Source organism: Microbacterium sp. LWH11-1.2 (assembly GCF_038397745.1).
GTDB lineage: Bacteria > Actinomycetota > Actinomycetes > Actinomycetales > Microbacteriaceae > Microbacterium.
In genome coordinates this window covers 3,379,511-3,394,849 of record NZ_CP151636.1, presented here as the reverse complement: position 1 = coordinate 3,394,849, position 15,339 = coordinate 3,379,511, and the positions used below count along the sequence as shown (strand labels likewise).

General features: G+C 69.7%; 11 protein-coding genes. 8 read left to right on the top strand and 3 right to left on the bottom strand.

The annotated features are described in order from the left end of the window. Positions 1-43: 43 nt before the first annotated feature. Both MRBLWH11_RS16550 and MRBLWH11_RS16545 read right to left on the bottom strand, forming a co-directional pair. Entirely contained in the window at positions 44-1,459 is a 1,416-nt protein-coding gene (locus MRBLWH11_RS16550; RefSeq protein ID WP_341945605.1) for an RNB domain-containing ribonuclease, read from the bottom strand. Between the two features lie 87 nt (positions 1,460-1,546). After that, positions 1,547-2,911 (bottom strand): DUF222 domain-containing protein, encoded by a 1,365-nt coding sequence (locus tag MRBLWH11_RS16545; protein ID WP_341945604.1) that lies wholly within the window; start codon positions 2,909-2,911, stop codon positions 1,547-1,549. 272 nt (positions 2,912-3,183) lie between these two features. On the opposite strand from MRBLWH11_RS16545, the gene MRBLWH11_RS16540 reads away from it, so the two are divergent. The 3 genes from MRBLWH11_RS16540 to MRBLWH11_RS16530 all read left to right on the top strand — a co-directional run bounded on the left by MRBLWH11_RS16540 (position 3,184) and on the right by MRBLWH11_RS16530 (position 6,881). Further along, on the top strand, positions 3,184-3,954 hold the full coding sequence (locus MRBLWH11_RS16540) for an isocitrate lyase/phosphoenolpyruvate mutase family protein (protein ID WP_341945603.1): 771 nt from the start codon (positions 3,184-3,186) through the stop codon (positions 3,952-3,954). Positions 3,955-3,998: 44 nt separating this feature from the next. Further along, positions 3,999-5,753 (top strand): proline--tRNA ligase, encoded by a 1,755-nt coding sequence (locus MRBLWH11_RS16535; protein WP_341945602.1) that lies wholly within the window; start codon positions 3,999-4,001, stop codon positions 5,751-5,753. An 87-nt stretch (positions 5,754-5,840) separates the two neighbouring features. Beyond that, complete coding sequence (locus tag MRBLWH11_RS16530; RefSeq protein ID WP_116635232.1) at positions 5,841-6,881, top strand: TIGR00730 family Rossman fold protein; 1,041 nt, start codon at positions 5,841-5,843, stop codon at positions 6,879-6,881. Here the strand turns inward: MRBLWH11_RS16530 and MRBLWH11_RS16525 are convergent. Continuing rightward, positions 6,850-8,271: an NAD(P)/FAD-dependent oxidoreductase gene (locus MRBLWH11_RS16525; RefSeq protein WP_341945601.1), complete on the bottom strand. Its 1,422-nt coding sequence runs from the start codon at positions 8,269-8,271 to the stop codon at positions 6,850-6,852. The genes MRBLWH11_RS16530 and MRBLWH11_RS16525 overlap by 32 nt on opposite strands. A gap of 66 nt (positions 8,272-8,337) precedes the next feature. Here MRBLWH11_RS16525 and nusA point away from each other — a divergent pair, with 66 nt between their 5' ends. The 5 genes from nusA (at position 8,338) to MRBLWH11_RS16500 (ending at position 15,323) form a co-directional block, all read left to right on the top strand. Then, the gene (nusA, locus tag MRBLWH11_RS16520; protein ID WP_116635230.1) at positions 8,338-9,324 is read left to right on the top strand and encodes a transcription termination factor NusA; all 987 of its coding nucleotides are present in this window, start codon (positions 8,338-8,340) and stop codon (positions 9,322-9,324) included. A gap of 59 nt (positions 9,325-9,383) precedes the next feature. Beyond that, positions 9,384-9,638, top strand: coding sequence for a YlxR family protein (locus tag MRBLWH11_RS16515; RefSeq protein ID WP_341945600.1), 255 nt, complete (start codon positions 9,384-9,386; stop codon positions 9,636-9,638). Positions 9,639-9,732: 94 nt separating this feature from the next. Beyond that, positions 9,733-12,471, top strand: a complete 2,739-nt coding sequence (gene infB / locus MRBLWH11_RS16510; protein ID WP_341945599.1) for a translation initiation factor IF-2 — start codon at positions 9,733-9,735, stop codon at positions 12,469-12,471. A gap of 113 nt (positions 12,472-12,584) precedes the next feature. After that, complete coding sequence (gene rbfA / locus MRBLWH11_RS16505) at positions 12,585-13,010, top strand: 30S ribosome-binding factor RbfA (protein WP_116635227.1); 426 nt, start codon at positions 12,585-12,587, stop codon at positions 13,008-13,010. 273 nt (positions 13,011-13,283) lie between these two features. Continuing rightward, positions 13,284-15,323 (top strand): helix-turn-helix transcriptional regulator, encoded by a 2,040-nt coding sequence (locus tag MRBLWH11_RS16500; protein ID WP_341945598.1) that lies wholly within the window; start codon positions 13,284-13,286, stop codon positions 15,321-15,323. Positions 15,324-15,339: the final 16 nt, after the last annotated feature.

The window sequence follows — 15,339 nt, the reverse complement described above, 5'->3', positions numbered from 1 at the left end:
GGCGCTCGTCGCTCCCGCCGTCGGCGAGGCCGGAGGCCCGGGGTCAGATCGCGAACTCGATCTCGCCGCGCGGGATGTCGACCCGGACGACCCGCAGCCGGACCACGTCGCCCGGTTGCGCACCGGCGGGGACCGGAGAGGATGCTGTCACGGCGGGCTCCGCGATCTGGATGGATGCCCGTTCGCCGCGGAGCTCGATGACGGTCGCGTCGATCTCGGTGCCGACCAGTGGGGTGAGGAGAGCTGCTTCGACGCTGTTGATGGTCGCCGCGTTCAGCTGGGATGCGCGTCGTCCGGATTCCTGCATCGATCCGGGCAGGTCGTCGAGCGACTCGCGCGCCCACGACGGGATCTCCTGGCCGGTCGAGACCGCGAGGCAGATCGCGAGCACCCAGCGGTCGACGAGGCGCCGCAGCGGAGCGGTCGCGTGCGCATAGGGCGCGGCGATCGCGGCCTGGATCGCGTCCTTCGGGGCCGCTCCGTCGAACGTGACGTAGCCGGCGCCGCGGAAGAGCGACGCGGCGGCCTGCAGCACCGGAAGCGTCAGAGGGTCGGTCCGGTCGAGGGCTCGCAGGTATTCGCCGTAGTCGCCGGTGGTCCACGGGCGGCCGAGGGCCTCGGTCTGGTGTCGGAAGGTCTCGAAGGCGTCGTCATCGGGGCGAGGCATCGTGCGCAGAATGCCGACGCCGGCGTCGATCATGAGCGATGCGGCGGCCATCCCGGTCATCAGTGAGAGCTGTGCGTTCCACTCCTCGACGGGCAGCGGGCTGGCACGCTCGATGCCATAGGTGCCGTCGGCGGCGCGCACGACCTCCTCGTCGGGGAGATTGAGACTCGCGCCGCCGCGGACACGTTCCTGCTCGATGCGCAGTGCGCCGATCTCGGGAAGCAGAGTCGCGGGTCCTTCCTCCCCGCGGTCGAGAGAGGCCTGCGTCGTCACGTAGTCGAGCTGTGCGCGGGAGCGGATGAGCGCCCGCTCGAGTCGGAACGTGGTGACGGCGCCGTCGCTGTCGAGCGAGAACGTCCACACCAGGGCGGGCCGGTCGACGTCGGCGAGGAGAGAGGCGCGGTCTTCGCTGAGAACCGGCGGATGCAGAGGGATTCGTCCGTCCGCTGCATACAGAGTCTGCCCGCGGCGGCGTGCCTCGACATCGACCGCACCCCGAGGTGTCACGAAACCGGGGACATCGGCGATCGCGTAGCGGACGGTGTACCCGGCGCCGTCGCGCTCCAGGTGGAATGCCTGGTCGAGATCGCGGGATCCCGCCGGGTCGAGGGTCACGAACGGAACCTCCCGCAGGTCGAGTTCGGGATCCGTCGGATCGGCCGCTGCGGCTTCGGCGAGGACGTCGGCCGGGAACTCGATCGGGGCGTCGACGGATTCCCGCAACGCGGCCAGCGCCGAGGCGAGCTCGGTCTGCGCGGCGGACGGGGCGACGTGAGATCGGCGCTGAGGCATGTCTCCACACTAGGTCGAGCCGCTGCAGAGCGGCGTCGGAAGAGCACAGGGTGTCGGAAGGGTGGGGCGTCGGAAGGGCGCGGGGTATCAGAAGGGTGGTGGGGTGTCGTCTTCGGTGAAGGTGATGGTGTGCGGGGGCGGCGGCGTGTCGATGTAGGTGCGGCCGGTGGGGCTGGTCCAGGCGTAGGTGCCGTCGCCGAGGGGTTCGACGTGCCATGGCGAGTGGTGCTTGAGGACGTGGTGTCGTCGGCAGAGGTGGCCGAGGTTCTCGGCGGTCGTCGCACCGCCGTGGGCGGCGTCGTGGTGGTGGTCGATGTCGCTGTGGGTGGCGGCGTGGCCACAGGTGGGGAATCGGCAGCGTTGGTCCCGCGCCCGGAGGTGGCGTTTCAGGTCCGCGCTCGGTCGGTACCGGTCGACGGTGAGAAGCGTCCCGGTGATCGGGTGGGTGAGGATGCGATCCCACCCGGATGCCGCCCCCGCGAGGCGTCTCGCCGTATCGGGATCGATCGGGGTGCAACCGTTCAGCTCGGCAGGCGTCGTGTCCCGCCCCATCAGGGTCGTGACCGGGACGGTCACGGACACAGTGGCGGTGATCGCTCCGAGGAGCCCGGCGGGGGTGTCGTGCCCGGCCGGGGCACCGGTGAGGAGCAGGTCGAGGGCGAGGTCCGCGCGGATCTGCCCGAGAGTGCGTGAGTCTTTCGCGACCGTGTCACCGGTCGGTCGTCCCGCGGTCCGCGCCGCATCCGCGGCCGGGCCGAACGCGGTCTCCGGCGACTCGCCTGCGGGCGCACTCGCGGTCGCGTGCGTTCCGGCATCCGCCCGGGTCGGGCCCGTCTGTTCCTGCACCGTCTGTTCCGGCATCGTCTGTTCCGGCACCGTCTGTTCCGGCACCGTCTGTTCCGGCACCGTCTGTTCCTGCACGGTCTTTCCCATGGCGGTGATCCGGTCGAACGCGCCATGCACCAGCGCGGCGGGGCCGCACATGCCGAGTTCGGCCATCCCGTCGGGGAGGTCTCTCACCCACACCCCCCGCTTCTTCCGCGCATCCTTGTGCCGGTCACTGACCGGACGCGCCTGGTACCGTTCCGCGACCCGCCGCGCCCACCGCGCGACCCGGTTCGCGGACTCCGTCTCCGCGAACCCGATCACCTCCGCCGAATACGCCTCCCGGTCCGCGGGATCGTCCAGGTGCTCGCCGGCGTCGCAGATCACCCGCGCATGCCCGGCACTGATCCGCCCCGACCCCAGCGCCCGCCACACCAACGGGAAACGCTCCACCAGGAACGACGCGTCCGTCATCCGCCGCTGCACCGTCCGGTCCGACACCCGCAGCGCGGCCGCGAACTCCGCCGCGACCGACCGCAACACCAGATCCGCCTCCTCCCGAGACCCCGCCTGGCCCGCGACGTCGACCGCCAACCGGGACCCGGGACCCGACCGCGAGGAAACCATCCCGCACGGCCTGCATGCTGCTGATCGTGCGCTCGACCTCGACGAGCATCTCGGTGACCGCACCCAGCGCGTTCACCTGCTCGACCGTCGCGTCCGCCAGTGCTGTCATACCCCTAGTGAAACAGGAGCCACCGACATTGAAACCCCCAGATCACGCCCACAAACCGATACACCAGCATCCTGTCCCCGGACAACGGAACACCACCGAGGAGCCCCGCGATTGTTCCGCCCGCACCGCCCCCGATGTCGACCACCCGCGTTAGCGTGGAGTCATGACCACTGCAGCCAAGGCCCAGACCCTTGTCGGACTCTATGACGCTCCGGAGATCCTCCGCGTCGTGAACGTGTGGGATGTCGTCGGCGCCCGTGCCGTCGCCGCCCTCCCCGAGACGAAGGCGATCGCCACCGCCGGACACGGCATCGCCGCCTCGTTCGGGTACGACGACGGTGCGACGCCGCGCGACCTCATGATCGACATGGTCGGGCGCATCGCGGCATCCGTCCAGGTCCCTGTCACCGCCGATCTCGACGACGGCTACGGAGATGCGGGGGAGACCACCCGCCTCGCCATCGGCGTCGGCATCGTCGGCGCGAACGTCGAGGACCGGCTCAAGCCGTTCGACGAGTCGGTCGCCGCCGTCGAGTCGATCGTGAAGGCCGCCGAGGCCGAGGGCATCCCGTTCGCGCTCAACGCCCGCACCGATGCTTTCGTCCGCGCGGGTCACCGGCCTGTTCAGGAGAGCATCGCCGATGCGATCCAGCGCGGCCGCGCCTACCTCGACGCGGGAGCGACCGCGGTCTTCGTGCCCGGCCTCCTCGACGCGAACGTCACCCGTCAGCTCGTCGAGGGCATCGGCGATCGCAAGGTCAGTGTGATCGGCGTCCCCGGCGCTCTCGCGGCCTCGGACTACGAGAAGCTCGGCGTCGCGCGCATCTCCTACGGCCCGCTCCCGCAGCGCGTGGCACTCACCGCGCTGCAGGAGCTCGCCGTCAGCCTGTACGGCGGGGGAGTCGTCCCGTCCGGACTGCCCGCGCTCAACTGAGGTCGTCGCAGAGACGGGTGTCCACGGCTCACTAGACTTGAGCCGTGGTCACTCGTCTCTCGAAATTCTTCCTCCGTACGCTTCGCGAAGACCCTGCCGGTGCAGAGGTCGCGAGCCACAAGCTGCTGATCCGGGCGGGATACATCCGTCCGCAGGCCGCCGGCATCTTCGCGTGGCTGCCACTGGGTCTGCGCGTCAAGGCGAAGATCGAGACCGTCGTGCGCGAGGAGATGGCCGAGGCCGGTGCGCAAGAGGTGCACTTCCCGGCGCTCATGCCGCGCGAGGCGTACGAGGCGACCGGTCGCTGGGAGGAGTACGGCGATCTGCTGTTCCGTCTCCAGGACCGCAAGGGCGGCGACTACCTCCTCGCGCCCACGCACGAGGAGGCCTTCACGCTGCTCGTGAAGGACCTGTACTCGTCGTACAAGGATCTCCCGCTGACGATCTACCAGATCCAGGACAAGTATCGCGACGAGGCGCGCCCGCGCGCAGGTCTGCTCCGCGGTCGCGAGTTCACGATGAAGGACGCCTACTCCTTCGACGCCTCGGATGAGGGGCTCGACGCCAGCTACCAGTCGCAGCGCGACGCGTATGAGCGCATCTTCCAGCGTCTCGGGCTCGAGTACGTCATCGTGCAGGCGGATGCCGGCGCGATGGGCGGCTCGCGCAGCGAGGAGTTCCTGCACCCGACGCCCGTCGGTGAGGACACCTTCGTCCGCAGCGCCAGCGGTTACGCGGCGAACGTCGAGGCCTTCACGACGGCTGTCCCCGAGGCGATCGCGTTCGACGCCGATGCGGCGCCGGTCATCTTCGACTCGCCGGACACCCCGACCATCGAGACGCTCGTCGCGCACACCAATGCACACCTGGACGGCGAGTACACCGCTGCGGACACGCTCAAGAACGTCGTCCTCTCGCTGACGCACCTCGACGGCACCCGCGAACTCGTCATCGTCGGCATCCCCGGCGACCGCGAGGTCGACGAGAAGCGCGCCGAAGTGGCCTTCGCCCCCGCCGAGGTGGCGACGGCCACGGCCGACGACTTCGAGAACAACCCGCTGCTCGTGAAGGGCTACATCGGCCCCTGGTCGCCGACCGGCGCGGTGCTCGGCGAGGAGTCGGCCACCGGCATCCGCTATCTGGTCGACCCGCGCGTCAGCGAGGGCACCAGCTGGATCACCGGCGCGAACATCGACCAGAAGCACGCGCACTCGGTCGTCGCCGGGCGGGACTTCTTCGCAGACGGCATCGTGGAGATCGCGAACGTCCGCGCAGGAGACCCCGCACCCGATGGCTCCGGTCCCGTCGAGCTCGCGCGCGGAATGGAGATCGGGCACGTCTTCCAGCTGGGCCGCAAGTACGCCGAGGCGCTGGGGCTCAAGGTCCTCAACGAGAACGGCAAGCTCGTCACCGTCACCATGGGTTCCTACGGCATCGGCGTGACCCGCATCCTCGCGATCATCGCCGAGCTCAACAACGACGACAAGGGCCTGATCTGGCCGGCATCCGTCGCGCCGTTCGACGTGCAGGTCGTGGCCGCGGGTCGCGACCAGGTCGCCTTCGACGTCGCTGAAGAGCTCTCGGCGCAGCTGGAGAGCGTCGGACTCGACGTGCTGTACGACGATCGACCCAAGGTCTCGCCCGGCGTGAAGTTCGGCGACGCGGAACTCGTCGGCGTGCCCAAGATCGTCATCGTCGGCCGTGGCGCCGCCGATGGGCAGGTCGAGCTCTGGGACCGGAGCACAGGGGAGCGCGACGCGATCTCCGTCGGCGACGTCGTGGAGCGCCTGACCCGCTGAGTGTCTGCCCGAACGCCGCGCCCGCTCTCCCGCGGAGCGCGGCGTTGCGGGATGCATCACCTCCTTCCCACATGCGACGCTGGGATCATGACGGACGAACCGCTGGCGGAGACCCTGACCGCCGAGATCGACGCGCTCCTCGACGACGCGGGAGTTCATGACGAACGCAGGCTCGTGACGCGGATGATCCGCACGGCGATCGGTCTCGGTGAGGACGATGCGGGCCGACTGGACCTGAAGATCGCCTCCGCAGCCCTCGCCGAGATGCGCGATGCGTTCCGGCTGTTCGCGCCGTTCCACGGCGTGCCGAAGGTCACGGTCTTCGGATCCGCGCGCACGCGACAGGACGACCCGCTCTACCTGCAGGCTCGCGACATCGCAGCGGCCCTCGCGACCGACGGCTGGATGGTCGTGACCGGAGCGGGTCCAGGGATCATGCAGGCCGCGGCGGAGGGGGCAGGCCCCGAACTCTCGCTCGGCGTCTCGATCCGGCTTCCCTTCGAGGAGAAGGCGAACAGCCTCGTCACGGGTCAGGGTCAGGTCGTCGCGATGAAGTACTTCTTCACGCGCAAGCTGATGCTGGTCAAGGAATCCTCCGGGTTCATCTGCCTGCCCGGAGGTTTCGGGACGCTCGACGAGATGTTCGAGCTCCTCACGCTCCAGCAGACCGGCAAGGCGGAGCCGACGCCCATCGTGCTCCTCGATCAGCCCGGCGGCACGTTCTGGCAGGGCCTGCAGCGCTACATCGACGACACCCTCGAGCCGATGGGCGTCATCTCACCCGGAGACTTCGACCGGGTCGTCGTCACCGACTCCGCGGACAAGGCGCGCGCCGAGATCGCCGGCTTCTGGCGGAACTACGATTCGCTCCGCTGGATCGGCGACTCGCTCGTCCTGCGTCTGCGGAACGAGCCGACGGATGCCGAGATCGAGTCGCTGAACGAGCAGTTCGCGCTGATGCTCTCGTCCGGGCGGATCGAACGAGCGGCGCCCCGGCGGGCCGAGGTCGCCGACGACGACGTGCTGCACCTGCCGCGACTGATCCTGCACCTGGACCAGCGTCAGGTCGGGAACCTGTTCCGGCTCATCCGGGCGATCAACGATCTTCCGTCTGCTCGCGCGCAGTGATGCCCGCGGCGAAGGCGTCGAGATCCACCGACCGGCCGAGGATGCGCTCCGCAGCCCGGTGCCCCGAGTAGTACGCCGCTCCGACGGTCGCGGGCTCATCGCCCCAGGTCGCCTCGCCGGCGAAGTGCAGCACGTCGTCCATGGGACCGGCGAGCTCGTCGTGATCGTGATGCGAGGAGCCGAGGGCGAGGTGGGAGTATGAGCCGACGGAGAAGCGGTCCTCACCCCAGTGCGTGATCCAGTGCGCCACGGGCTCTCCGACCGCATCGCCGTAGAGGACCCGCAGCGCACGGACCACGTCGGCCACGACCTCGTCGTCCGGGAGCTCCTGCATGTGCCGACCGAACGGCCCCGCGGCGAACGTGAGCAGGGTCGGGATGCCGCTCACCGCCGAGACGTCGTACCAGGAGTGCCAGTGCTCACCGGCTTCGCCGAGTGCGCGGATGACGTAGCTCTCCTCGTTCCAGAACCGCTCGGGGAACTGGAGGAAGATCTTGTTGAAGACGCCCATGCCCAGCCGGTCGATGGGGCCGGCGACGGCATCGGGAAGCGCGGGCTCGAAGACGAGGGAGCCGCTCTTGAGCACCCCGAGCGGCACGGTCACGACCGCGCGATCAGCGGTGAACTCGGCATCGCTTGTGCGGACGACGACTCCGGCCGCCGACCGCGCGACGTGCGTGACGACGTGGTCGAGGCGGATGTCGAGTCCCGCGGCGATGCGGTGCGGCAGCTCGTCGTAGCCGCGCGGGAAGATCACCTCGTCGCCGTCGATCGCGTCCTCGTCGAGGCCATGAGCGTCGAGGTCGCCGATCCACGCGCCGCACTGCTCCTCGACGCGGTGGCGGAAGAACTCGCGGATCTCGTCGATGCGCTCGGGTGCGAGCCCGGAGCGGTCGAGTGCGCGCTCGGTGACGTCCAGATACGTGTCGCCGGGCGAGGACGCCGCGATCTCCTCGACGAGGAGACGGTCCGCCTCGTCGACATCCGCGATCCATCGTGCGGTGGCATCGGCATCCATCGGTCTGCCGTCGCCGTCGAAGTTCTCGATCGGGCGCCCGCCGACCTGGAAGCTGCCCACCGTGTACTCCAGCGTCGGTATATCGAGGGCCTGAGCGAGTCGCCAGAGCGCCGAGCCGTCGATCCCGTGGATCCATGAAGCCCCGAGGTCGACGGGGAACCCGGCCTGCCGGTCCGAGTTCATCCGTCCGCCGATGCGGTCGCGCCCCTCGAGCACCACGACGCGCTGGCCGGCGTCCGTCAGCATCCGCGCAGCCGTGACGCCCGACATCCCGGCGCCGATCACGATGGTGTCGAACGAGTTCACGTGGTCCTCCTGCGGCGTCTTCGCCGCGGCGGCGCGGCTGCCGCCGTGGCAACAGGCGGTGGGCACAGGGTATCGTGGTACGGATGTCGCGCGTGCGATCAGGCGCGACGAGAGCTGAATAGGGAGGCCGTCATGGACATCGAACTGAGTCTGCTGCGAGGCATCGAGAAGGAGAAGGCGATCCCCTTCGAGGAGCTCGTCTCGATCATCGAGCAGGCGATCCTGACCGCGTACTCCAAGCACGTCGCCGCTGACGGTGCTACGCCCGAGGGCGTCCGCGTCGAGCTCGACCGCAAGTCCGGCCACGTCGCCGTGCTGCAGGTCGTCAAGGACGAAGAGGGCGCCATCATCGGCGAGGAGGACGCGACGCCCGACGACTTCGGCCGCATCGCCGCGTTCGCCGCCAAGCAGGTCATCAGCCAGCGCCTCCGCGACATCGCGGACGACGTCGTGCTGGGCGACTTCAAGGACAAGGAAGGCGACATCGTCGCCGGCGTCATCCAGCAGGGACCGAACCCGCGGATGATCCACGTCGATCTCGGCTCCGTCGAGGCCATCCTGCCTCCCGAGGAGCAGGTTCCGGGCGAGGAGTACACCCACGGATCCCGCCTGCGCGTGTACGTGACCAGCGTCGCGAAGGGGCTGAAGGGTCCGCAGATCACGGTGTCGCGCACCCACCCCGGCCTCGTGCGCAAGCTCTTCGCGCTGGAGGTGCCCGAGATCGCGGCCGGTCTCGTGGAGATCGTCTCGCTCGCCCGCGAGGCCGGGCACCGGACCAAGATCGCGGTGAAGGCCAACGATCCGTCGATCAACGCGAAGGGTGCCTGCATCGGCGAGATGGGGCGCCGCGTCCGCGCGGTGACCGAGGAGCTCGCGGGGGAGAAGATCGACATCGTCGATCACGACCCGGACCTGGCGACCTTCGTGGCGCACGCCCTGTCGCCTGCCAAGGTGACGAGCGCCTTCGTGCTCGACGCCGGCACCAAGGCCGTGCGCGCCCTGGTGCCCGACTACCAGCTGTCGCTCGCGATCGGCAAGGAGGGGCAGAACGCCCGCCTGGCCGCCAAGCTCACCGGAGCCAAGATCGACATCCAGCCCGACAGCGTCCTCGACGACTGACCGGATCTCGCCCCGACTCGCACCACGCGGGGAGAGGGTCGAGGGAACGCAGGTGTAAGATGGAACCCGTACGAACGTGCGTCGGTTGTCGCACGCGTGCTCCCCGCTCCTCTCTTCTCAGAGTGGTGTCCCAGAACAACGTGCTCGTCATCGACGAGCGTGCCGTTCTGCCGGGGAGAGGCGCGTGGCTGCATCCGACACAGGAATGCATGGATGCCGCTCTGCGGCGTCGCGCATTCGGACGAGCACTGCGCGTGTCCACTCAGCTGGACACGCGGAACTTCGAACAGCACCCACCAAGAAACAAAGGCTGAACAGCTATGGAAACAAAGTGAACGGCTCGAAATGAGACCCGTCCGCGACTAGTGGTCTGCCCTGTCTGGGTGGACCGACTCAGACAGGAGAATTGTGGCTGGTAAACCACGCGTACATGAGATCGCCGCCGAACTCGGCGTCGACAGCAAGGTCGCTCTTGCAAAGCTCAAGGAACTCGGCGAGTTCGTGAAGAGCCCGTCCTCGACCATCGAACCGCCGGTGGCGCGCAAGCTGCGTGCGGCGATCGAGGCCGACGGCTCGCTCAAGGCCGGTGCGGATGCCGCGCCTGCGGCCAAGCCCGCAGCGAAGCCCGCCGCCAAGCAGGCTCCGACCCCGGGCCCCAAGCCCGGCCCGAAGCCCGCCCCCGAGGCTCCCGCTCCGGCGGCCCCCGCTCCGGAAGCACCTGCTCCCGCTGCGGAGACCCCCGCTCCGGCGGCCGAGCCGGCACCGGCGAAGTCCGATGACGGCGGCGCCCCGAAGCCCGGTGCCCCGCGCCCCGGCAACAACCCGTTCTCCTCTTCGCAGGGGATGGGCCAGCGTCCGGCGGGTCCCCGTCCGGGCAACAACCCCTTCGCTTCCGCGCAGGGCATGGGCCAGCGCCCGAGCCCGACGCCCGGAAACATCCCGCGCCCGCAGGCGCCTCGCCCCGGCGCTCCGCGTCCGGGCGCCCCGCGCCCCGGTTCCCCGCGTCCAGGTGGCGCAGGTCGCCCCGGTGGTGGCGGTCGTCCCGGCGGCGCACCGTTCCAGCAGCGTCCCGGCGGCCCCGGTCGTCCCGGCGGCGCCGGTGGACCCGGTGGTGCAGGCGGCCCCGGTGCACGTCCCGGTGGCGGTTTCGCCGGTCGTCCCGGTGGTGGCGGCGGCCGTGGCCGCGGTCCCGGCGGTGGTACCGCCGGTGCCTTCGGCAAGGGTGGCGGCAAGAGCAAGCAGCGCAAGTCGCGGCGGGCGAAGCGGCAGGAATTCGAGATGCGGAGCGCCCCGGTCGTCGGTGGCGTCAACGTCACCCGTGGCAACGGGGAGATCATCCGCATGCGTCGCGGTGCATCCATCGCGGACTTCGCCGACAAGATCGAGACGCTGACCGGCTACACCGTGCAGCCGGGAACCCTCGTCACCATCCTCTTCAACCTCGGCGAGATGGCCACGGCCACCGAGTCGCTGGACGAGGCGACCTTCGAGGTCCTGGGTGCCGAGCTCGGCTACAAGATCCAGATGGTCTCGCCCGAGGACGAGGACAAGGAGCTCCTCGAGGGCTTCGGTCTCAACCTCGAGCAGGAGCTGGAGGAGGAGAGCGAGGACGACCTCGAGATCCGTCCGCCGGTCGTCACCGTCATGGGTCACGTCGACCACGGTAAGACGCGCCTTCTCGACGCGATCCGCCAGACCAACGTCATCGAGGGTGAGGCCGGAGGCATCACCCAGCACATCGGTGCCTACCAGGTGTGGACGGAGCACGAGGGCATCGAGCGTGCCATCACGTTCATCGACACCCCCGGTCACGAGGCGTTCACCGCCATGCGTGCCCGTGGTGCGCAGGTCACGGACCTCGCGATCCTCGTGGTCGCGGCCGACGACGGCATCATGCCGCAGACGGTGGAGGCCCTGAACCACGCCCAGGCGGCGAACGTGCCGATCGTGGTCGCCGTGAACAAGGTCGACAAGCCCGACGCCAACCCGTCCAAGGTGCGCCAGCAGCTCACCGAGTACGGTCTGGTCGCGGAGGAGTTCGGTGGCGACGTCATGTTCGTCGACGTCTCGGCGCGAGCCAACACCGGCATCCAGGACCTCCTGGATGCGGTGCTGCTCACCGCCGACGCCGGTCTCGACCTGACGGCCAACCCGAACAAGGCCGCTCGCGGTGTCGCCATCGAGGCGAAGCTCGACAAGGGTCGCGGTTCGGTCGCCACGGTGCTCATCCAGTCCGGAACGCTCCGGGTCGGCGACGCGATCGTCGCGGGTACGGCCTACGGACGCGTGCGTGCGATGGCCGACGAGAACGGCGAGCAGGTCCTCGAGGCCTACCCGTCGCGTCCCGTGCAGGTGCAGGGTCTGAACTCCGTGCCGCGCGCCGGCGACGTGTTCATCGTCACCGACGAGGACCGCATGGCCCGTCAGATCGCTGAGAAGCGTGAAGCGGTCGAGCGCAACGCTCAGCTGGCCAAGGCCCGCAAGCGCATCTCGCTCGAGGACTTCACCCGTGCACTCGAAGAGGGCAAGGTCGAGTCGCTCAACCTCATCATCAAGGGCGACGTGTCGGGTGCTGTCGAGGCGCTCGAGGAGTCGCTCCTCAAGATCGAGGTCGACGACTCGGTGCAGCTGCGCATCATCCACCGCGGAGTCGGTGCGATCACCGAGTCCGACGTGAACCTCGCGACGATCGACAACGCGATCATCGTGGGCTTCAACGTGCGTCCCGACACGAAGGCGCGTGAGCGCGCTCAGCGCGAGGGCGTCGACATCCGGTTCTACTCGGTGATCTACAACGCCATCGATGAGATCGAGAGCTCGCTCAAGGGCATGCTCAAGCCGGAGTTCGAAGAGGTCCAGTCGGGCGTCGCCGAGATCCGCGAGGTCTTCCGCTCGTCGAAGTTCGGCAACATCGCCGGTGTCATCGTGCGGTCGGGAACGATCACGCGAAACGCCAAGGCACGTGTCATCCGCGACGGTGTCGTGGTGGCCGATGGCCTCGCCATCGAGTCGCTGCGCCGCTTCAAGGACGACGTCACCGAGGTTCGCACGGACTACGAGGCCGGTATCGGTCTCGGCAAGTTCAACGACATCCAGATCGGTGACGAGATCGAGACGACCGAGCTCGTCGAGAAGCCTCGCGGCTGATCAAACCACCGCGGTCGTTGAGCGAGGAGCGAAGCGACGAGACGAAACGTCTTCTACAGGGCGTTTCGTCTCGCTTCGCTCGCTCAACGACCGCCAGGTCTTAGGAGAGAACAATGGCTGGTGAACGACAGGCTCGTCTGGCGGACCGGATCCGCGTGATCCTCGCCGAGCGGCTGGAGAAGGGGCTGCGCGACCCGCGCCTCGGCTTCGTCACCCTCACCGACGTCCGCGTCAGCGGCGACCTCCAGCATGCCTCCGTGTTCTACACGGTGCTGGGCACGGAGGAGGAGCGCATCGCCAGCGGCGCAGCGCTCACCTCGGCCACGGGAATGCTGCGCAGCGAGGTCGGACGACAGCTCAGCACGCGGCTCGTGCCGACGCTCGAGTTCATCCCCGACGCGCTCCCGGAGAACGCCGACCACATCGGCGCTCTCCTGCGTGAGGCGCAGGAGCGCGATGCAGAGGTCGCGAAGCTCGCCTCCTCGGCATCGCACGCCGGCGACGCCGACCCCTATCGCACCGAGGACGAGCAGGACTGACCTCGTCCGGCTGCAGGTCTGCTCCGGCAGGAACGTCGACCGATATACAACGTCGGTGAGACGCTCCGCCGGAGACTCCCCGTTGCTAGCCTCGCCTCTGCGGGATCGCGTCCCGCCGAGCTGAGGGGGATCGGCATCGAGGGTTCGAACGCGCAGAAGGGCCTCCCGGCCACGCCGGAGGTCATCGAGGCGCTTCTCGACGATCTGCTCTCCCGCGGGTGGGGATGCGCGCCCCACGTCGTCTCTCGACTGGCCGTCGAGCTGCAGGGCGACGTGCCGGCCATCCGTGAGGTCGTGGAGCGCCTGCTGCCGGCGCAGCGGGCGGGGCTGCGCCCGCTGCCGACGCCGCTTCCGGTCGTCCCGGCGATCGCCGCCCGCTTTCACGACCTCCTCCTCCCGGCGCGAGATCGCGACCTCCTCCTCGCGCTCTCCGTCACGCTCGACGACCGACTCGATCCGCTGTTGACGTTCGACGGGCGGTCCGCGCTCGAGATCTCGGCGGCTCCGGTCGCTCGGCATCTGATCGTCCGGGCAGGGAGAGCGCGGTTCACGGACACGCGTCTGGCGATCTGGGTCCAGGCGAGGACGGACGCCGCCGTCGTCGGCGCCGTGCACGATCGGCTCAGCCGGGTCTTCCGGAATCGGGGTGATGCGGTGAGTGCGGACTGGCACCGGGCGCGGGCCTCGCTCGAGCAGGACCCGCGCGCCGCCGCCGAACTCACCCGGATCGCCCGGGAGCTGTCGGAAGCCGGCCATCCGGAGCGTGCTCTGATCCTCGCGCGGGAGGCGACGAAGCATGCGGAGGGCGCCGACCGGGATGAGGCGCGGCTCGTCGCGGGCGCGGCCTCAGTGGGCGCGGGGTTCACGGTGGAAGCCGCGGAGTGGCTGGGGAGCCTGTTCCCCGACGGCACCGAGCGCTACCGGCTGCAGGGGCTCGCGGGATTGATCACCGCCCGCACGCATCTTCAGGGTGCGGTGCCGGACGTGGACCCGAGCTCCCTCCGCCCCCGCACGGACGACACCGGCGATTGGTATTCGTGGACCCGTGCAGCGGCCCTCGCCGCCGTGCTCTGCGCGGAGCGCGGCGACCGCCCGGGAATGCGCCGATGGCTGGATGCTCTGCGTGTCGGATCTGCACGCGTCGGCGCTGAGCGTGAGCTCCGCGATCCGGTGATCGCCCTGAGCTGGCTTCTCGTCGGAGACCGCGACCTCGACGAGATCACCGGAACCGGGCCGCTCAGCGGACGGATGCTCAGCGCATTGCGCGCGGCCGTCGACGGGGATGTCGACCTCGGACTGCGGACTCTGGCAGCGGACGCGATCATGGATGGGCAACCGGACCCCCTCGTGGCCGGCTTCGAGTTCAGCCCGGTGGTCCGGGCCTATCGGTCGGTCGTCGAGGTGCTGCTGCTCGTGTGGCGCGGCGACATCGGTCGTGCTCGCGAACGGATCCTGCTCGCCGCGCGTGAGCTCCCGATCGCGATGCCGTTCGCCGGCCTGGGGGTCGTGCTCGCACGCCGATTGGATCTCGCGGTGCGCGGCGAGATCGGTCCGGTCTCCCGTTGCCTCACGGCCGCGCTCCCGCCGGCGACGAGGATCGACGTCCTGGTCGACAGGGCGATCGCGTCGTTCCTCGCCGGCGCGTTCGACGATGCCGCCGCGTCGATGCGGCTCTGGCTCGACCTGGGGGCACCGCAGACGACGCTCTCGGTGCCCGGTCTCGACGAGGTCGCCGCGACCGCGGAGATCGGTTCGGATGCTCCGAGCATCGTCGCGCCGCCGGAGGTCTTCCTCGCGCACGCACTCCGGATCAGGATCGCGACCACGACCGACGCGCGCTGGCGGTCCGAGCGCGACGAGGTGCACGCCGCCGCCCGGACCCTGCGCTCGCCCTTCGCGAGAGCGCGCGTCGAGACCATGCTCGGCGTCCAGTGCGCCATCCGCGATGACGTCGTCGCCGCGCGAGGTCATCTGCGGATCGCCCGGCATCTCTTCGAGCTCGCCGGGGCGGCCGCCTGGGCGCGGGCCGTCGGGGATCGGCTCGATCGCCTCGAGCCGCACGGGGCCGAGGCGGATGTCCCCACGGACCCTCTGTCGTCGTGCCGACACGTCTGGTCGCAGCTGCTGACCGCACGCGAGGTGGAGGTGGCGATGCTCGCTGTGGGCGGCGCGGGGAACAAGGACATCGCCGCGGCCCTGAGCGTCTCCGTCCGGACGGTCGAGGTGCACCTGGGGCGCGTCTTCGCCAAGCTCGACGTGCGTCGGCGGGTGGAGCTCACGGCGCTCGCGCACCGCACCAATCGGCACGTCTGAGTCGCGAGGCCGTCTG

What these genes read in the sequence shown, in the direction of transcription:
- MRBLWH11_RS16550 (WP_341945605.1), bottom strand. Translation starts at nt 1,459, where the DNA reads ATGCCTCAGCGCCGATCTCACGTCGCCCCGTCCGCCGCGCAGACCGAG.
- MRBLWH11_RS16530 (WP_116635232.1), top strand. Translation starts at nt 5,841, where the DNA reads ATGACGGACGAACCGCTGGCGGAGACCCTGACCGCCGAGATCGACGCG.
- rbfA (WP_116635227.1), top strand. Translation starts at nt 12,585, where the DNA reads ATGGCTGGTGAACGACAGGCTCGTCTGGCGGACCGGATCCGCGTGATC.
- MRBLWH11_RS16545 (WP_341945604.1), bottom strand. Translation starts at nt 2,911, where the DNA reads ATGGTTTCCTCGCGGTCGGGTCCCGGGTCCCGGTTGGCGGTCGACGTC.
- MRBLWH11_RS16540 (WP_341945603.1), top strand. Translation starts at nt 3,184, where the DNA reads ATGACCACTGCAGCCAAGGCCCAGACCCTTGTCGGACTCTATGACGCT.
- nusA (WP_116635230.1), top strand. Translation starts at nt 8,338, where the DNA reads ATGGACATCGAACTGAGTCTGCTGCGAGGCATCGAGAAGGAGAAGGCG.
- MRBLWH11_RS16515 (WP_341945600.1), top strand. Translation starts at nt 9,384, where the DNA reads ATGGAACCCGTACGAACGTGCGTCGGTTGTCGCACGCGTGCTCCCCGC.